Raw genomic sequence first — 17985 nt, 5'->3', positions numbered from 1 at the left:
ATAGCTCATTGTTACCTATACTCACAATGAACGGCATCCTGATATTGTTCCCGCATGACCACCCCCGATCCCGACGGCCTGCTCGCCGAGCAGTTGCTGCGGCTCACCCGCCGGGTGCACCGCATCCAGAAGCGCCATCTGGAACAGCGCGACCTGGGCGTCACCCCGGCGCAGTCCCGGCTGCTGCGCACCCTCGCGCACTACGGCTCCCCTCCGCGCATGGCCGACCTCGCCGAGCGCCTGGAGGTCGTGCCCCGCGCGGTGACGACGCTGGTGGACGGGCTGGAGGCGAGCGGCAAGGTGCGACGGGTGCCGGATCCGGCGAACCGCCGCGTGACCCGGATCGAGCTGACGGACGAGGGACGCGCGACCCTGCGCGAACTGCGCGGCGCCCGCCGCTCGGCGGCCGAGGAGATACTGGCGCCGCTGACGGAGAAGGAGCGCCAGGTGCTCGGCGTCCTGCTGGACAGCCTGATCGACGGGGACGCCGCCCAGCGCTGCTGAACGGCGACGCCCCTTGCCCGCCTCCGGCGGGACGGCGGTCCCCCGACCGCCCGGCCCCGCGGCTCGGCCCACGGGGGGGGGCGCGTCCCGCGCCACGCGTCTCAGCAGCGGCTGCGGTCCTCCGTCAGCACCCCCTGCACCGTGGTCAGCGAACGGTCGTAGCAGCCGTCCGGGCCCAGGAGCCGGTAGCGCTCGGCCGATGTGCCGACCGCGTGCCGCTGGTCGCGCGGGACGTCGACCGTGTACGTGGCGTCGCCGCTGTAGGTGTCGTCCAGCCGTGACCACGCGGTGCGCCGGCCGCCTTCGCGCGTCACCGCGGACGCCCGGTCGCCCAGGGTCAGCACGGTGCGCAGCCGGTCGTCCGGGCCCAGGGTCGTGGCGCCGTTCATGGTGTACGTCCGGTGCGTGCGGGTCGTCCGCGCGGGGCCGTGGCCGACGACCGCGACCGCCTCGTCGTCGGTCCAGGTCGCGTCGAGCCCGTCCACCGCCTCGCCGTCGGTCCAGCGGTGGACGGAGGTGTGGGCGAGCGTCCGGGTGACGGTGGTGGTCACACTGCCGTGCGAGGTGTCCAGGTGTCCCGAGACGGCGAGCCGGTGCCCCGCCTCGGTGCGTACGCGGTTCTCCGCACCGGGGGTGAAGGTGGAGGAGTCGGCGAGGCCGGTCGCCCTGTCCTCGGTGAGCGCGCCCGGCACACGGGCGCGGTGCGGGTCCTGCCAGACGAGGACGTTCACCGGCGCGCTCCAGCCCGGCCGGTCCGCGGGCACACCGGCGACGGACACCTCGACGCGGTGCGGGCGGCCGTCGTTGAGGAGCCCGGCGAAGGGCGTGAGGTCGTACTCGATCGGCCGCACGTCGAAGGCGCGCGGGGCCGGGACGACGTACCAGAGGAAGGGGTTGGACCAGCCGCCCGTCCAGACGTTCGGGAACGGAGCCGCGATGCCGGCGAGCCGGCCGTCGACGCTGATCTGCACCTCGCGGTACGGGCCGCGGTCGGCCTTGCACGAGTACGGCGCCGGGTCGGCGACGGTCAGGTACCAGAACTCCTCGCAGCCACCGCCCGAGCCCGTCGCGTACACCTCGGCGACGACGCGTTCGCTGTTGCGCGGAGTGGTGAGGGTCGTACCGGCGGGCGTGCCGGCGAGGGTGAGGACGCGGTCGGGGGCGGGAGCCGAGGGGCGTCCCGCGTAGAAGGTCAGCGTGACGTGGACGTCGATGACACCGGTGTACGTGTCGTCCACGACGTTGCCGATCAGCATCTCGACGTCCTGGGCGGTCCGGAAGGTGTCGGTGTAGCGGGTGACGTCCTTCTCGACGTGCCACACGATGCCGTCGGGCGAGGGCTCCGGTGTGGAGGTGCGCAGGATCTCGACGCCGCCGACGTGCAGATAGCCGAGCCGGTCGTACTGACGGCCCTTCACCTTGCCGTCGAGGCGCAGGACCACCTTGCTCCAGCGGTCGCCGCAGCCCTCGGGAGGTGTGTACGCGCCCCGGTAGGGCGTGAAGTCACGGAACCGGGCGTCGGCGAGGGTGACCTGGCAGGACTTGGTGTGCGGCCGGTCGACAGGCGGTGCCGCGGTCACGGGGTCGTGCCAGTCGGTGCCGAACTCGGCGGGTACATCGGCCGCCTGTGCCGTCGCGGTTCCCGTGCCGAAGAGCGCGCCCACCACGAGGGTCGCCCCGGCGAGCATGGACATGACGATCCGTCTTCTCATGGCCGGTGTTCTACGGGCAGGCGGGCCGCCCCGCAATGACGCCTCGGACAGATCGGCGCGATGAGACCGGTCACCGCACGGCCTCGGGCAAGCACCCAGCGAGGGAACATTCAATGATATAAACGGATCTTACTGGCATAGTGCGGTCATGGAGATCACAAAGGGGTCCCGCGAGGAATCCGCACATCAGGAGTCCCGGAGCGAACGGCCCCGCCATGTCCTCCGCACCCGTCGCGCGACCCTGGCCCTCACCCTCGCCGGAGCGGGTGCGTTGACCAGTACGGCCGTCTTCACCGGCATGCTCCCGCACGGCTCCGACGGCCCGCCGGCGCCCGGTCCGGCCGCCTCCTCGGGCCCACCCCCGACCCCCGGCGCACCGGGTATCGGCGACCCGCTCATGCCGCTCGCCGGCAACGGCGGCTACACCGTCCGCCGTTACACCCTCGACTTCGACTGGCGGGCACCCCGCACACCCTTCGAGGCCACCGCCACCATCAGCGCCACCGCCACACAGGCCCTGTCCCGCTTCGACCTCGACTTCGCCGGCAACGCGCTGCACCGCGTCACCGTCGACGGCACGCCCGCCACCGCGAAACGCGACGGCGACGAACTCGTCGTCACCCCCGCGCGGCCCATCCCGCGCGGCGGCGCCTTCACCGTCCGCGTCGCCTACACCGCCGACCCGACGCAGGGACGGCACCGCGACGACGCGATCCAGGACTACGGCTGGGTGCCCACCTCCGACGGCACCGTGGTCTGCGCGCAGCCGGACGGCGCCCGCATGATCTTCCCGGCGAACGACCACCCGAGCCTGCGGGCACCGGTCACGTTCCACATCACCACCCCGCCGGGGCTCAGCGCGGTGGCCAACGGCCGGCTCGTCGGCACCGTCCGGCGGCCCGACGGCCGGACCCGGTGGACGTACGACTCCGAGCATCCGCTCGCGGCACAACTGGTCCAGCTCGCGATCGGGAGGTTCACCTTCGTCGACAGCAGCGGCCCGCGCGGGCTGCCCGTCCGGGACGTGGTCCCGGACGGACTGGTCACCGACACCGAGGAGTACCGCTCGCTCACCCCGGACCATCTGGCCTGGCTGGAACGGCGGCTCGGCCCCTACCCGTTCCGCCGCTACGGCGTGCTCGTCGGGGACACCGACCTGCCGGTGGCCCTGGAGACCCAGTCGCTCTCCGTCCTGCCGCGGGACGACCTGCTGGGCGACCGGGTCGACGCCGAACGCAACCTCGTCCACGAGCTGACCCACCATTGGACGGGCGACAGCGTCGCCATCCGGCGCTGGTCCGACCTGTGGCTGAGCGAGGGTCACGCCCGTTTCTACGAACGCCTGTACTCCGAGGAGCACGGCGGCGTGAGCCTGGAGTCGGTGATGCGGTCGGCGTACGAGCAGCACGACCAGTGGCGGCACGACGAAGGGGCACCCGCCGAACCCGCCGAGGCGACGCTGTTCAAGGTGATGCGGTACGACGGCTCTGCGCTGGTGCTGTACGCGCTGCGGGAGAAGGTCGGCGCGGAGACCTTCGAGAGGATCGAGCGTGCCTGGGTGACCGAGTACCGGGGCCGTGCGGCCGGCACCCGGGACTTCGTCGCGCTCGCCTCCCGGGTCGCCGGCGAGGACCTGACACCGTTTCTGAATCCGTGGCTCCACGGCGCGCACACCCCGCCCATGCCGGGCCACCCCGACTGGCAGGTGGACCCGGTCGAGGACTGAGCCGCATCCGGTCGCCCGTGGTTGCCCCAGGCAGCCGAGTCGCTGCCGCCGACCGGGTGGCCTCGGCCGGACCGCTGGTCCACCCCGGTGACCTTCGCCACGACACGGCGCCCGGGGCACGGAAACGTACAAGGGGTGGCGCTACGGGCAACTCCTTTGTCCTGGTGCGATCGAGCGTGGTTGGGAGAGCCTCTGCGATGAGAAGAATTGTTTCTGCACATGTCCCTGCTGCCATCCGGAGGTGCCGCCGTACGGCTTGTGTGATCGCGGGGGCGGCTCTGCTGCCGCCGCTGCTGATCCTCCCGATGTCCGGCGCCGACGACGCGGACGACCGGCTTCTGCAGGACGCCTTCACGAACGCCGCGCGCGAGTTCCACGTGCCGCGCAGTGTGCTCATGAGCGTGTCCTACATGCAGTCCCGCTGGGACTCCCACCCGGGCGCGCCCAGCGTCGCCGGTGGCTTCGGGCCCATGCACCTGGTGGACGCCGACCGCCTCCAGGCCTCGGCCGCGCCGTCCGCACCACAGGCACCGCTCGACGGTCAGACCCAGCCCCCCACGGGCGCGGCGGGAACGCCCGCCACGGGGCGACGCGCCGTGCAGCCGGCGGACCTGCGGAACGCGGCCCGCCTGATCCATGTTCCGGCCGAACGCCTGCGCACGGACGCCGTCGCCAACGTCCGCGGCGGAGCGGCACTCCTCGCCGCCACGCAACGCCAGCTCGGCAAGCCCCTGAGCGCCAACCCGGCGGACTGGTGGGAGACGGTCGCGCGCTTCCCGGGCACCCCTGACGTCGCGTCAGCCGCGGCCTACGCCGACGACGTCTTCGCCCTGATCCGGCGGGGAGCGCACCGCACCACCGCCGAAGGACAGGACGTGGCGCTCCCCGCCACCCCCGGCCTGCAGCCGCACCCGCACACTCCCCGGGCGCAGGGCCCACAGCGGCCGGAGCAGGTCGAGTGCCCCGCCGAACTGGCCTGTGACTGGCTCGGCGCGCCGTACGAGGAGATCGACGACGGCGACTACGGCAACCACGACCTGGCCGACCGGCCCCGGGACCAGCCGATCGAGTACATCGTCATCCACGACACCGAGGCCGTGCTGCCGAGCATGCTCCAGACGGTGCAGGACCCGACGGAGTCGTCGTGGCACTACTCGATCCGCTCCAGCGACGGCCATGTCACCCAGCACGTCAGGACCAAGGACGAGGCCTGGCACTCCGGCAGCCAGTTCGTGAACGCCCGCTCGATCGGCATCGAGCACGAGGGGTTCCTCACGCAGCCCGGAACCTGGTTCACGGAACGGATGTACCAGGCCTCGGCGCGCCTGGTGCGGTACCTGGCGCAGAAGTACAGCATCCCGCTCGACCGGCAGCACATCTTCGGCCACGACAACGTGCCCGCCCCGACCGCCGACACCATCCCCGACATGCACGACGATCCCGGTCCCTTCTGGGACTGGCGGCACTACTTCGACCTCCTCGGAGCGCCGCTGAAGGCCACGGCGGGCCCGGACAGCGACATGGTGACGATCCTGCCGGACTTCGCCCGGCACAAGCCCGACTACACGGGATGCGGCGGCAGCGGCAAACCGTGCCCGCCGCACGGCTCCAGCGCCGTCCGTCTGCACACCGAACCGGACGCGAAGGCCCCGCTGATCCAGGACCCGGGCCGCAAGCCCGACGGCGAGGATTCCACGAAGGACGTCAACGACCTGGGGTCACGCGTCTCCACCGGCCAGACCTTCGCCGTCGCCGACCGCAGGGGCGACTGGACGGCGATCTGGTTCCAGGGCCACAAGGCGTGGTTCGAGAACCCCAAGAAGCACCCGACCGCCGTCGGTGCGAGCGGGCGCATGATCACACCGAAGGAAGGTCTGGACGAGATCCCGGCGTACGGCCGCGCGCTCCCCGAGGAGGACGCCTACCCCGAGGACGTCGACGGGCCGGCCGAGTCGCCGCTCCCGTACCCGATCCTGGCGGGCCAGCGGTACGTGACCCAGGCCGGCGTGGGCAGTTCCTACACCGCCAAGTCCTTCAGCGACACGCCGAACCCGGTGGTGTGGGGCCGGGAGCGGTACTACGAGATCCAGCTGGGCCACCGGCTCGCCTACGTCCGGGCCGGCGACGTGGACGTGGTGAACTCGTCCGGCGCGGCGGGACCGCAGGGGCAGGAGGCGGCCGGACCGGGCGGGCGCTGACGTCACGGAAGCCGGGATCGATCCGCCTCCCACTCGGAAGGAGCCGCGGTACGGCGCCTTCACCGGGCCGTGAGGTGCGCAGGCACTTCACGGCCTTCTCGCGGGCACCGGCACGGGCCGAGGTGCCGCTGCCGTGGTCCTGGGCGACCTGAAGCCGCCGTTCCAGTCCTGTCCCGGGGGCGGACGGGGTCGCGCGGCGGTCTGGCGGTCGTGCCGCAGGCGGACGGCCGCACGGTGCTCGGCAGAGAGAGCGCCCGGCCTGACCGCAACTGTCGCCATGGCCAGAAAAAGGCGATTTGCGCGCGCCCAAGAGAAAACCGTTTGAAATTCACCACTCTGCGACGCGAACCTTTCACGGCTTGTCGCCGCTCCCCGCGGCGTTCCGCTCCTTCCCTGCCCTTGACACGAGCCACTGGGACGTCATGCAGATTCAAGACCTTCCGTACTCCGATCCGGGCGTGCCCGACGCGCGCTCGGGTCCCCGATTCCTGTGGTGGCTCTGGCGCAATCAGCTGGGCGGGCAGCTGAAGTCGCTCGCCTGGGGCCTGCTGCACTTCGTCTCCGTCTCCGCCCTCCCCTTCTGCGTCGGCCTCGCCGTGCAGGCGGCCGTCGACCGCTCCGGCACCCGGCTCGCCCTGACGGGTGCTCTGATGCTGCTGTGCGGAACGGGCATCGCCGTCGGCGACACCTTCCTGCACCGGACCGCCGTCACCAACTGGATCACCGCGGCCGCCCGCGTCCAGCAACTCCTGGCGCGCAAGGCCGCCCAGCTGGGCTCGGCCCTGACCCGGCGGGTGGCCGCCGGTGAGGTGGTGGCCGTCTCCACCGGCGACGTGGAGAAGATCGGCTGGTTCGTCGAGGCCGTCTCCCGGTTCACCGCCGCCGCGCTCACGGTCCTGGTCGTCTGCGTCAGCCTGGTCGTGTACCAGCCCGCGCTCGGCGTGGTCGTCGCCGTGGGCCTGCCGGTCGTGGCGCTCGCGGTACTGCCACTGCTGCCCCGGGCCACGCGCCGCGCCGACGTGCAGCGGGAGAAGGCGGGGCGGGCCACCGAACTGGCCTCCGACACCGTCGCCGGCCTGCGGGTGCTGCGCGGCATCGGCGGCGAGGAACTGTTCCTCGACCGCTACCGCCGGGCCTCGCAGGAGGTACGGCACGCCGCCGTGCGCAGCGCCCGGATGTGGTCGCTGATCTCCGCCGTGCAGGTGCTGCTGCCCGGCCTGCTGCTGATCGCCGTCGTCTGGCACGGCATCGGGCTGGCCCGCCAGGGCCGGATCACGGTCGGCGAACTCGTCACGGTCTACAGCGCCGTCATGATCCTGAACTACCCGCTGCGGCACTTCGAGGAGATCGCCATGGCGTACTCCTTCTCCCGCCCCTCGGCCAAACGCGCCGCGCGCGTGCTCTCGCTGGAGCGGTCCACGGCCACCGACGGCACCCGCGCGGCCGAGGTACCCGGCGGCGACCTGTACGACCCCGCGACCGGTCTGCTCGCTCCCAGCGGCCGGTTCACCGCCGTCGTCTGCGGTGACCCGGACGCGGCGGGCAGGCTCGCCGAACGGCTGGGTGGCCACCCCACGGAGCCGGGCCGGTCGGTGCTGCTCGGCGGGGTCCCCCTGGACGAACTCCCCCTCGACAGTGCGCGCACCGCCGTCCTCGTCCAGGACAAGGACCCGGTGCTGCTCTCCGGCACGCTGCGCGAACTGCTCGACGTGCCCGCCTCCGGTGCCGTACGGGCCGAGGACGCGCTGGCGGCAGCACAGTGCGAGGACGTGCTGGACGCGCTCGTGCAGGGTTCGCTGGACGCGGCCGACCCGATGGACGCCCGGATCACCGAGCGCGGGCGCTCCCTGTCCGGCGGCCAGCGCCAGCGGCTCGCCCTCGCCCGGTCGCTCATCACCGACCCCGAGGTGCTGGTGCTGGACGAACCGACCTCCGCGGTCGACTCGCACACGGAGGCCCGGATCGCGGACGGGCTGCGCCGGCTGCGGTCGGGCCGGACGACAGTGGTCTTCACCTCCTCCCCGCTGCTCCTCGACCGCGCGGACCGGGTCGCCCTGGTGCACGAGGGGGAAGTCGTGGCGGTCGGCGTGCACCGTGAACTCATCGACGGCGAGCCGCGGTACCGGGCCGTGGTGACCCGCGAGACCGACGAGGAACTGACCGCGACCGACGAAGGCATGCTGCTGGACGCGCTCCAGGAGCTGGAAGAGATCGAGGAGAGCGCATGATCGGCGTTGCGCCACCGGCGTACGACCCGGCGGCCCCGACGACCGCCACCACCCTGCCCGTCGGCGCCGCCGCGACCGTACGCGCCTACGTCACCGAGCTGTTCCGCCGGCACCGCAGGGCCTTCCTGCTGCTCATCGCCGTCAACACGGTGGCCGTGATCGCCTCCATGGTGGGCCCGTACCTGCTCGGCGGTCTGGTCGAGCGGGTGACGGACAAGGCCGCGGAGCTGCACCTGGGCCTGACCGCCGGGCTGTTCGTGCTCGCGCTGGCCGTGCAGGCCGGGTTCGTCCGGCAGGTGCGGCTGCGGGGCGCGATGCTGGGCGAGCGGATGCTGGCCGACCTGCGCGAGGACTTCCTCGTACGGTCCGTCGGACTGCCGCCGGGCGTGCTGGAGCGGGCGGGCACCGGCGACCTGCTCTCCCGCATCACGACCGACATCGACCGCCTGGCCAACGCCATGCGCGAGGCCGTGCCCCAGCTGGCCATCGGTGTCGTGTGGGCGCTGCTGCTGCTCGGCGGGCTGGTCGTGACGGCCCCGCCACTGGCCGCCGCCGTACTGCTCGCCGTCCCGGTCCTGGTGGCCGGCTGCCGCTGGTACTTCAAGCGGGCTCCGTCCGGCTACCGCTCGGAAGCCGCCGGGTACGCCGCCGTCGCCGCCGCCCTCGCCGAGACCGTGGACGCGGGCCACACCATCGAGGCCCACCGCCTCGGCGCCCGGCGCGTGGCCCTGTCGGAGCGGAGGATCACGCAGTGGGTCGCGTGGGAGCGCTACACCCTCTGGCTCCGCTCCGTGCTCTTCCCGGTCATCAACACCGTCCACCTCCTCGTGCTCGGTTCGGTCCTGATGGTCGGCGGCGTCTTCGTCCTGCACGGCTGGATCGGAGTGGGCCAGCTGACCACCGGCGCGCTCATCGCGCAGATGCTGGTCGATCCGGTGAACCTGATACTGCGCTGGTACGACGAGGTGCAGGTCGCCCAGGTGTCGCTGGCCCGGCTGGTCGGCGTGCGGGACATCGAGCCGGAGGCCGGGGAGGCCAGGCTGGCCCCCGACGGCCGGGTGGTGCACGCCGACCGGGTGCACTTCGGCTACCGCGAGGGCGTCGACGTGCTGCGGAAGGTCTCCCTGGAGGTCGCGCCGGGCACCCGGCTCGCCCTCGTCGGGCCGTCCGGCGCGGGCAAGTCCACGCTGGGCCGGCTGCTCGCCGGGATCTACGCGCCCCGGGACGGCCGGGTCACCCTGGGCGGGGCGGAGCTGTCCCGGATGCCCGCGGAACGCGTCCGCTCCCACGTGGCCCTCGTCAACCAGGAGCACCACGTCTTCGTGGGCTCCCTGCGTGACAACCTCCTGCTGGCCCGCACCGGCGCGACGGACGCCGAGCTGTGGGCCGCCCTCGGAGCGGTCGACGCGGACGGGTGGGCGCGGGCGCTGGACGACGGCCTGGACACCGAGGTGGGCTCCGGCGGCCTGGCCCTGACCCCGGCACAGGCCCAGCAGATCGCGCTTGCCCGGCTGGTGCTGGCCGATCCGCACACGCTGGTCCTGGACGAGGCGACCTCGCTGCTCGACCCGCGCGCTGCCCGTCACCTGGAACGCTCGCTGGCGCGTGTCCTCGACGGCCGCACCGTCGTCGCCATCGCCCACCGTCTGCACACCGCCCACGACGCCGACGTGATCGCCGTCGTCGAGAACGGCCGCATCAGCGAGCTGGGCAGCCACGAGGAGCTGGTGGCGGCGGACGGAGCGTACGCGGCGCTGTGGCGGTCCTGGCACGGGTGACACCTGGACGGCGGGGCCGCAGCGAGGGAGGCGGCTTGGCCGACGGAGGTGGTAGGGGGTACTGGGGCTGCTGGGTCGGTGGGGGTGACTGGGGCGACAAGGGTCGCTGTGACGGTGGGAGCGATGAGGACCGCCGGGGCGGCGGGGCGATGACGTCGTTGGGACAGTCAGGGTCGCCGGGCCGGCGGCGGCTATGAGGGTCGCGGTGACGGCAAGGGCGATGAGGACGGCCGGGCCGGTGCAGTCGTATCGGCTCGGCCGGCTCGGCCCCCACTCGGTCCGCTTGATCGGCCCGGCCCCGTCGCGCCCCTCGGTCGGCTCGACCGCTGGCGAAGCCCGCCCTCGCGGCGTGGAAGCCGTCGCCGCTGTCGGCCCCAGGGCACCGGGACGGCACCGGGTTGTCCGGCCGCCGGGTTGCCGGGGCCGGGCCCCGGCGAGTCCGGCCAGGCCCTGGGTGCGTGGGCGCGCGGTCCCGCCGGGACCCGTGCCGTTGCGCGGTGCCGAGCAGGGGTGGAAGGCTGGAAAGCGGCACCGGGTCGGGGTGTGTCCGGGAACCTGGCGGTTCTCGGTGTGTCCCCGAGCCCTGCGTGCCGACGGTCCGCCGCCCACTGGGACGGCACCGGGCCGTGCTCACCACCTGGAGGTAGTCGTGGACACGGACGGCTGGGGGGACGACGTCTACCAGCCCGATCCCTCGGAGATCCCGGAGGACTCGGGGGTGCTCGACGTCGAGGACACCCTGGATTTCGACGGCGTCGCCGAACCCCTCGACCGCGGCTGGTCCCCTCCGGAGCGCCCGTGGGCGGTCGAGCACACCGGCGTGACGGCGGCCGAACGCCAGGCGGGTGAGACCCTCGACCAGCGGCTCGCCGAGGAGCAGCCGGACCTCGCCGCTCCCGACGGCGACGGCATCGGCGACGTCGACGGCACGGACGGCGAGCCTCTGGACAACGAGGTCGGCAACTTCCGCTCCGGCCGGCTGGTGGCCCCCGACGAGGGTGCGCACGAGGACGAGGAGGCCGCCCTCGTCGCGACCGACGTCGGCATCGACGGTGCCGCCGCCTCCGCGGAGGAAGCCGCGATGCACATCGTCGACGAGGACTCCCTCCCCGGCTGAGCCCGGCCTTCGGCCGCCCCCGTCCCGAGCGCCCCGCGCAAGGAGCCGCCATGCAGCAGGACAAACACCCCGACTACCACCCCGTGGTCTTCCGTGACCGCGCCGCCGGCTACGCCTTCCTGACCCGGTCCACGGCGCGGAGCGAGCAGACCATCGAGTGGGACGACGGCCAGACCTACCCGGTGATCGATGTGGAGATCTCCTCGGAGAGCCATCCCTTCTACACGGGCAAGGCCCGCACGGTCGACACCGAGGGCCGCATCGCCCGCTTCGAGCGCCGGTACGGTGCGGCGGACGCGGGCGAGGCGACCTGACCAGGTGGGTGTCCCCACCCTCCGGGGCCCCGTCAGATCAGGTTGAGGGCGGCTGCACAGCCCGCTCCGCCGAGCAGCATGAACGCCGGCATCAGCACCTTCAGCTCCACCCAGCTGCCCGCCCGGAACCGCATCGCCTTGGGCGGCCCCAGCGGGTACCAGCGCTTGCGGCCGATCGGTATCGGCCACAGGATCGGGCAGCCGGACACGGTCAGCGCGTCCCCGATGTCGTGCACCAGCGCGCCCAGCACGATCGGCAGCCCCAGCCAGAGGTACTCCTGCCCGGGCTCGGTGAACAGCCAGTCGGAGCCGTTGCCCGGTTTGTCCAGCACGCCCGCCAGGATCCACGCGCTGGTCGCCGCCAGCAGCCAGACCAGGACATCGCTGCTGGAGCCCCGGGCCGCCCGCCACAGCAGACCTTCGATGGCGAGCACCATGTGCGCGAACAGGATCGCCAGCACCGCCCAGCGGCCCCCCGTGATCGCGGCGGCCGAGCAGCCGGCGCCGATCAGAACGGCCCACAGCCAGGTGTGCGTCAGCGTGCGGTGCCCGCCGGAGCGGCGCGGGTCGCCCTGCTTCCTGGTCGCCTTGTAGACCGCGTAGGACAGCTTGTCCACGATCTCGCAGAGCCAGCGGGAGAGCGGGCCGAAGGCCCGGGAGATGGTGGCGGCCTTGTGATCGAGGTCCGGGGCGAGTGCGGCGCCGGCGCAGATCAGGGCGCCGGAGAGGAGGACCGGCCAGGGCATCGGGTGTCCGGCCGCCGCGGTGGCGGCTCCGACGCCGAGCCAGGCCGCGGCCCCCGACAGTGAGTGTGCTGGTCCCATCATGGCCGCTTCCCGCCCCATTCCTCGTGTGCCGCTGACCAGTTGACCTGGTGCGCTGACGCCGCGTCGGCGACACAGCGTAGCGGTCGTGATCTTCGCATCCCCAGCCGATTCCCCGCTCGGGCTCAAGGCCAGGCAAGATGGGGGCGTGACCCTCATCGATCAGCTGCCGCCGACCGCCGACCCCGACGCCCTGTACGAAGCCTTCGAGTCGTGGGCGCAGGAGCGCGGCCTCACCCTCTACCCCCACCAGGAAGAGGCGCTGATCGAGGTGGTCTCCGGGGCGAACGTGATCGTCTCGACGCCCACCGGTTCCGGCAAGAGCATGATCGCCGCGGGCGCGCATTTCGCCGCGCTGGCCCGGGACGAGGTCACCTTCTACACGGCGCCGATCAAGGCCCTGGTGTCGGAGAAGTTCTTCGAGCTGTGCAAGCTCTTCGGCACCGAGAACGTCGGCATGCTCACCGGCGACGCCTCCGTGAACGCCGACGCGCCCGTCATCTGCTGCACCGCCGAGGTGCTGGCATCGATCGCGCTGCGCGACGGCAAGGACGCCGATGTCGGCCAGGTCGTCATGGACGAGTTCCACTTCTACGCCGAGGGTGACCGCGGCTGGGCCTGGCAGATCCCGCTGCTGGAACTGCCACAGGCGCAGTTCATCCTGATGTCGGCCACTCTGGGCGATGTGTCCTTCTTCGAGAAGGACCTCACCCGCCGCACCGGCCGCCCCACGTCGGTGGTCCGTTCGGCGACCCGCCCGGTGCCCCTCTCCTACGAGTACAAACTGACCCCGCTCACCGAGACGCTCACCGAGCTGCTGGAGAGCAAGCAGGCGCCGGTGTACATCGTGCACTTCACGCAGGCGCAGGCCGTGGAGCGGGCGCAGGCGCTCATGAGCATCAACATGTGCTCGCGCGAGGAGAAGGACCAGATCGCCGAGTTGATCGGCAACTTCCGCTTCACGACCAAGTTCGGTCGTAACCTCTCGCGCTACGTCCGACACGGCATCGGCGTGCACCACGCCGGCATGCTGCCCAAGTACCGGCGCCTGGTGGAGAAGCTCGCCCAGGCCGGTCTGCTCAAGGTCATCTGCGGCACGGACACGCTCGGCGTGGGCGTCAACGTACCGATCCGCACGGTGCTGTTCACCGCGCTGACCAAGTACGACGGCAGTCGCGTGCGCACGCTGCGGGCCCGTGAGTTCCATCAGATCGCGGGCCGGGCCGGCCGGGCCGGCTTCGACACGGCGGGGCTCGTGGTCGCACAGGCGCCTGAGCACGTCATCGAGAACGAGAAGGCGCTGGCGAAGGCGGGCGACGACCCGAAGAAGCGGCGCAAGGTGGTGCGCAAGAAGGCGCCGGAGGGCTTCGTCGGCTGGACGGAGAACACCTTCCAGAAGCTGATCGAGTCGGAGCCGGAGCCGCTGACCTCGCGATTCCGCGTGACGCACACGATGCTGCTGTCGGTGATCGCCCGGCCGGGCAACGCGTTCGAGGCGATGCGCCATCTTCTGGAGGACAACCACGAGCCGCGCCGGCAGCAGTTGCGGCACATCCGCCGGGCGATCGCGATCTACCGCTCGCTGCTGGACGGCGGGATCGTGGAGAAGCTGGACAAGCCGGATGCCGAGGGCCGCATCGTCCGGCTCACCGTCGACCTCCAGCAGGACTTCGCGCTGAACCAGCCACTGTCCACGTTCGCCCTGGCCGCGTTCGAACTCCTCGACCCCGAATCGCCGTCCTACGCGCTCGACATGGTCTCCGTCGTCGAATCCACCCTGGACGACCCCCGGCAGATCCTCGTCGCCCAGCAGAACAAGGCGCGCGGCGAGGCCGTGGCCGCGATGAAGGCGGACGGCGTCGAGTACGAGGAGCGCATGGAGCGGCTCCAGGACGTCACGTACCCGAAGCCGCTGGAAGAGCTGCTCTTCCACGCGTACAACACCTACCGCAAGAGCCACCCGTGGGTCGGCGACCACCCGCTGTCGCCGAAGTCGGTGGTCCGGGACATGTACGAGCGGGCCCTGTCCTTCACCGAGCTGGTGTCCTTCTACGAGCTGGCCCGCACCGAGGGCATCGTCCTGCGCTACCTCGCCAGCGCCTACAAGACCCTGGACCACACCATCCCGGACGACCTGAAGTCCGAGGATCTGCAGGATCTGATCGAGTGGCTGGGCGAGATGGTGCGCCAGGTCGACTCCAGCCTGCTGGACGAGTGGGAGCAGCTCGCCAACCCGGAGGAGATGACCGCCGAGGAGGCCCAGGAGAAGGCGGACGAGGTCAAGCCGGTCACCACCAACGCCCGCGCCTTCCGCGTCCTGGTCCGCAACGCCATGTTCCGCCGCGTGGAGCTGGCCGCCCTGGACCAGGTCGAGGAACTCGGCGAGCTGGACGCCGAGTCCGGATGGGACGCCGAGGCGTGGGGCGAGGCGATGGACAAGTACTGGGACGAGTACGACGACCTCGGCACCGGGCCCGACGCCCGCGGCCCGAAGCTGCTCGTCATCCACGAGGAGCCGGAGAACGGCCTCTGGCGCGTCCGCCAGATCTTCGACGACCCGAACGGCGACCACGACTGGGGCATCAGCGCGGAGATCGACCTCGCGGCTTCCGACGCCGAGGGGCGCGCGATCGTCCGCGTCACCGACGTCGGCCAGCTGTGAACCGTCCCCGGCCAGTGGCAAGCCAAGGAGAACCCCACCGATGACGAATCCGGCCGAGAGACTGGTCGACCTCCTCGACCTGGAGCAGATAGAGGTCAACATCTTCCGTGGCCGCAGCCCGCAGGAGTCCCTGCAACGGGTCTTCGGCGGCCAGGTGGCGGGCCAGGCGCTGGTCGCCGCCGGCCGCACCACGGACGGCGAGCGCCCGGTGCACTCGCTGCACGCGTACTTCCTGCGCCCGGGCCGGCCGGGCGTGCCGATCGTGTACCAGGTGGAGCGGGTCCGCGACGGACGCTCCTTCACGACGCGCCGGGTCACGGCCGTACAGCAGGGCCGCACGATCTTCAATCTGACCGCCTCCTTCCACAAGCCCGAGGAAGGACCGTTCGAGCACCAGCTGCCGCCGGCCCGCGAGGTGCCGGACCCCGAGTCGCTGCCGACGGTCTCCGAGGAGATCCGCAAGCATCTGGGAGCCCTGCCCGAGCAGTTGGAGCGGATGGCGCGCCGCCAGCCGTTCGACATCCGGTACGTCGACCGGCTGCGCTGGAACGCCGAGGAGATCGACGGCGCCGAGCCGCGCAGCGCCGTGTGGATGCGCGCCGTCGGCCCGCTCGGTGACGACCCGCTGGTCCACACGTGCGCGCTCACCTACGCCAGCGACATGACCCTCCTGGACGCGGTGCGCCTCCCGGTGGAGCCCCTGTGGGGACCGCGGAACTTCGACATGGCCTCGCTCGACCACGCCATGTGGTTCCACCGGCCGTTCCGCGCGGACGAGTGGTTCCTGTACGACCAGGAGTCGCCGATCGCGGTGGGCGGCCGCGGCCTCGCCAGGGGCCGCATCTACAACCTCCAGGGGCAACTGATCGTGTCCGTGGTCCAGGAGGGACTGTTCCGGAAGCTGGGCTGACCTGCGGTCTCGCGTTGTATTGCCCTGTGAGGTGGGGGACGCGGCTGGTTGGCCTTTCAGTGTCCTGTGGCCGCGCAGGAGTTTCAGCCGAGGCCCTCAAGGAAGCCCGTGAGCGCGGTGTGCAGGATCTCGGGCTGTTCCAGATGCAGGTCGTGGCCGGTGCCGGGGATGCTCATGGCCATGGTGGCGGGTCGCTGCCGGAGCATCTCGTCGGCTTCCCGCGCGGGGATGAAGCTGGACTGGGCCAGGACGACCAGGGTGGGGCACGCGACCTGCCCCCACTCGTGCCGGAAGGAACGCTGGGCGTTCTCCGCCAGCGAGCGGACCATGACGTCCCGGTCGAAGCGGGGCCACCATCCGCCCTCGCGTTCCTCCAGCCCGGCCGCCCAGCCCGCGCCGACCGGTCCGCCGCCGAGGAACGCGGCTGCCGCTTCGCGTGAGGGGAACGGTGTCGGCCATGAGTCGAGCCATCCGCCGATGTCTACAGGGCCGTTCGGGTTCGGTCCGCCGGGGCCGGCCTCGACGAGCACGAGCGCGCGGACGGCTTCGGGATGTGCGGCGGCGGTGAGCATGGCGGTGTGTCCGCCCAGCGACTGGCCGACCAGGACGGGCCGCTGCAGCACCAGCTGATCGACAACGGCGATGACGTCGGCGACGTAGGCGGCGCGGGAGACGTCCTGCGGGTGGCGCTCGCTGGCGCCGTGCCCGCGCTGGTCGACCGCGACGACCCGATACCGGGAACTCAACCTCCGTGCCAGTACGTCCCATTCACCCGCGTGACCGGCCAGGCCGTGCAACAACACGATGGGCTGTCCCGGCCCGCCCCAGTCCCGGCAGGAAATCCGGACACCCTCTCGCACCACCACGTGTTCAGACCATGCCACGTCGGCCCCCCAGGGAAATCGGCTGGCCCTGATCATGCCGCAACCGCCTCGGTGCGCTCGACGAGCCGGCCGCGTTCGAAGCGGGCCCTAGCCTGGACGAGGGCGACGAGGTGGGGCGCGTTCACGGCCCGCCACGGCTGCTGGGCGGACTCGACGAGCTTGACCGGAACGCCGGCACAACGGGCTACGGGGCGACCGCCTGCGCGTGGACGACGGCACTGGCCGCCGGCATGCCGACGGCCAGGACACCGATCCCCGCTGACTGCCGCACTCGCCTGGCCGGTCAGCGGCATACCTCGCCCGACTCAGGTAGGTCGTGCGCATACTCGACGTACAGCGGTGTCGCCGCGAGCACCGATGGCAGTCCGAAACGGTGCTCGGGTCGGTCCGCTCGCATCGTCACCCGTGCGTAACCGCGCATCCAAGCCGCAGTTTCAGGGCTCATACTGCTCGCCTGAATGAATCTTGCCAAGAACCTGTTCCGCTCGGCGCCCGGCAGTTCAACAGGTTCGATTTCTGTCTCAAGCAGGCGTTCCGCCGCTGGAAGCGGAGGAGTTGATTCAAGACGACGCGTGGCCATGTGAAGCCCACTTCCCACGATACCGTACAGTGAAGTTCGGGAGATGGTGGAGGACATATCGACTCGCAAATGGCGGGCACTGCCATGAAGGAGGAGCCCGACCCCGTCGCGCTCCGACTCGTTCGCCCTCGTTGCCATCGAGTCCAGAAACAAGACGGTTTTCGAGCTCTCACCGGTTTCTACGACAACGGTGTTGAAGGGGGCTTCGAAGTACACCCACCGTCCCGCACGAGCCCCTGGGTCCTGGTACCAGAGTGAGCGCTCGTCGAGATGCTTCATCACCGCAGCGAGACGGTCTGGGACGCTCTGCCCGTTCTGGGGCTCTGCCAGCTCTACCTCGACGCCACCCCCTCCTGCGGGCGTTGTGACATCCATGCGTGCCCTGGTGAGGCGGCGGAGCCAGGTCAAGGGCCTCCCTTCGGGGACGAACTGCCGCAACTTGGCGTCCGACAAGTAGACCAATTCCTGCATCGAGCCACCCCCATGTCGAGTGCCCTGATTCTAGGGTCCGGGCCGTGGGGACTGTGGCGCGGCCGCCGTGAGAACGC

Annotated in this window: 13 protein-coding genes and 1 pseudogene; 9 read left to right on the top strand and 5 right to left on the bottom strand. The window is 71.6% G+C overall.

Translation table 11 applies throughout. From position 1 onward, the window contains the following. The first annotated feature begins 54 nt into the window (after positions 1 to 54). A complete protein-coding gene (locus tag ACH4LD_RS19555; RefSeq protein ID WP_132788271.1) occupies positions 55 to 504 on the top strand; it encodes a MarR family transcriptional regulator in 450 nt (149 codons plus the stop codon). A 101-nt stretch (positions 505 to 605) separates the two neighbouring features. On the opposite strand, the gene ACH4LD_RS19550 is transcribed toward ACH4LD_RS19555, so the two are convergent. Next, positions 606 to 2216 (bottom strand): peptide-N4-asparagine amidase, encoded by a 1611-nt coding sequence (locus ACH4LD_RS19550; protein WP_398056319.1) that lies wholly within the window; start codon positions 2214 to 2216, stop codon positions 606 to 608. A 148-nt stretch (positions 2217 to 2364) separates the two neighbouring features. Here ACH4LD_RS19550 and ACH4LD_RS19545 point away from each other — a divergent pair, with 148 nt between their 5' ends. The 6 genes from ACH4LD_RS19545 to ACH4LD_RS19520 all read left to right on the top strand — a co-directional run bounded on the left by ACH4LD_RS19545 (position 2365) and on the right by ACH4LD_RS19520 (position 11577). Continuing rightward, on the top strand, positions 2365 to 3942 hold the full coding sequence (locus ACH4LD_RS19545; RefSeq protein ID WP_398056320.1) for a M1 family metallopeptidase: 1578 nt from the start codon (positions 2365 to 2367) through the stop codon (positions 3940 to 3942). A 260-nt stretch (positions 3943 to 4202) separates the two neighbouring features. Then, positions 4203 to 6140, top strand: a complete 1938-nt coding sequence (locus ACH4LD_RS19540; RefSeq protein ID WP_398056321.1) for an N-acetylmuramoyl-L-alanine amidase — start codon at positions 4203 to 4205, stop codon at positions 6138 to 6140. Positions 6141 to 6562: 422 nt separating this feature from the next. Further along, complete coding sequence (locus ACH4LD_RS19535; protein ID WP_398056322.1) at positions 6563 to 8368, top strand: ABC transporter transmembrane domain-containing protein; 1806 nt, start codon at positions 6563 to 6565, stop codon at positions 8366 to 8368. Next, positions 8365 to 10146, top strand: a complete 1782-nt coding sequence (locus ACH4LD_RS19530) for an ABC transporter ATP-binding protein (protein ID WP_398056323.1) — start codon at positions 8365 to 8367, stop codon at positions 10144 to 10146. The genes ACH4LD_RS19535 and ACH4LD_RS19530 overlap by 4 nt, the downstream gene beginning before the upstream one ends. 649 nt (positions 10147 to 10795) lie before the next feature. Further along, positions 10796 to 11263, top strand: coding sequence for a DUF5709 domain-containing protein (locus ACH4LD_RS19525; protein WP_103815734.1), 468 nt, complete (start codon positions 10796 to 10798; stop codon positions 11261 to 11263). A gap of 50 nt (positions 11264 to 11313) precedes the next feature. Next, a complete protein-coding gene (locus ACH4LD_RS19520; protein ID WP_014671210.1) occupies positions 11314 to 11577 on the top strand; it encodes a type B 50S ribosomal protein L31 in 264 nt (87 codons plus the stop codon). A gap of 32 nt (positions 11578 to 11609) precedes the next feature. Here the strand turns inward: ACH4LD_RS19520 and ACH4LD_RS19515 are convergent, their stop codons facing one another. Then, a complete protein-coding gene (locus tag ACH4LD_RS19515) occupies positions 11610 to 12404 on the bottom strand; it encodes a metal-dependent hydrolase (protein ID WP_398056324.1) in 795 nt (264 codons plus the stop codon). A 145-nt stretch (positions 12405 to 12549) separates the two neighbouring features. Between ACH4LD_RS19515 and ACH4LD_RS19510 the strand changes: the two genes are divergently transcribed. Continuing rightward, positions 12550 to 15063 carry a DUF3516 domain-containing protein gene (locus tag ACH4LD_RS19510; RefSeq protein WP_398056325.1) on the top strand — a complete coding sequence of 838 codons (2514 nt, stop codon included), beginning with the start codon at positions 12550 to 12552 and terminating at the stop codon, positions 15061 to 15063. A gap of 40 nt (positions 15064 to 15103) precedes the next feature. Beyond that, positions 15104 to 15973, top strand: coding sequence for an acyl-CoA thioesterase II (locus tag ACH4LD_RS19505; RefSeq protein WP_132788283.1), 870 nt, complete (start codon positions 15104 to 15106; stop codon positions 15971 to 15973). Positions 15974 to 16056: 83 nt separating this feature from the next. Here ACH4LD_RS19505 and ACH4LD_RS19500 read toward each other — a convergent pair whose 3' ends face one another. From ACH4LD_RS19500 to ACH4LD_RS19490, 3 genes and pseudogenes are all read right to left on the bottom strand, one after another. Beyond that, positions 16057 to 16857, bottom strand: coding sequence for an alpha/beta fold hydrolase (locus ACH4LD_RS19500; RefSeq protein WP_398056326.1), 801 nt, complete (start codon positions 16855 to 16857; stop codon positions 16057 to 16059). 32 nt (positions 16858 to 16889) lie between these two features. Beyond that, positions 16890 to 17048: pseudogene (locus ACH4LD_RS19495) on the bottom strand (IS256 family transposase); the annotation flags it as partial. A gap of 92 nt (positions 17049 to 17140) precedes the next feature. Then, complete coding sequence (locus ACH4LD_RS19490; RefSeq protein ID WP_398056327.1) at positions 17141 to 17908, bottom strand: SAVMC3_10250 family protein; 768 nt, start codon at positions 17906 to 17908, stop codon at positions 17141 to 17143. Positions 17909 to 17985 lie beyond the last annotated feature (77 nt).

Source organism: Streptomyces sp. NPDC017676 (genome assembly GCF_044329325.1).
GTDB lineage: Bacteria > Actinomycetota > Actinomycetes > Streptomycetales > Streptomycetaceae > Streptomyces.
This window is presented reverse-complemented; position numbering and strand designations above follow the sequence as displayed.

What these genes read in the sequence shown, in the direction of transcription:
- ACH4LD_RS19550 (WP_398056319.1), bottom strand. Translation starts at nt 2,216, where the DNA reads ATGAGAAGACGGATCGTCATGTCCATGCTCGCCGGGGCGACCCTCGTG.
- ACH4LD_RS19545 (WP_398056320.1), top strand. Translation starts at nt 2,365, where the DNA reads ATGGAGATCACAAAGGGGTCCCGCGAGGAATCCGCACATCAGGAGTCC.
- ACH4LD_RS19505 (WP_132788283.1), top strand. Translation starts at nt 15,104, where the DNA reads ATGACGAATCCGGCCGAGAGACTGGTCGACCTCCTCGACCTGGAGCAG.
- ACH4LD_RS19530 (WP_398056323.1), top strand. Translation starts at nt 8,365, where the DNA reads ATGATCGGCGTTGCGCCACCGGCGTACGACCCGGCGGCCCCGACGACC.
- ACH4LD_RS19515 (WP_398056324.1), bottom strand. Translation starts at nt 12,404, where the DNA reads ATGATGGGACCAGCACACTCACTGTCGGGGGCCGCGGCCTGGCTCGGC.
- ACH4LD_RS19555 (WP_132788271.1), top strand. Translation starts at nt 55, where the DNA reads ATGACCACCCCCGATCCCGACGGCCTGCTCGCCGAGCAGTTGCTGCGG.
- ACH4LD_RS19535 (WP_398056322.1), top strand. Translation starts at nt 6,563, where the DNA reads ATGCAGATTCAAGACCTTCCGTACTCCGATCCGGGCGTGCCCGACGCG.
- ACH4LD_RS19490 (WP_398056327.1), bottom strand. Translation starts at nt 17,908, where the DNA reads ATGCAGGAATTGGTCTACTTGTCGGACGCCAAGTTGCGGCAGTTCGTC.
- ACH4LD_RS19520 (WP_014671210.1), top strand. Translation starts at nt 11,314, where the DNA reads ATGCAGCAGGACAAACACCCCGACTACCACCCCGTGGTCTTCCGTGAC.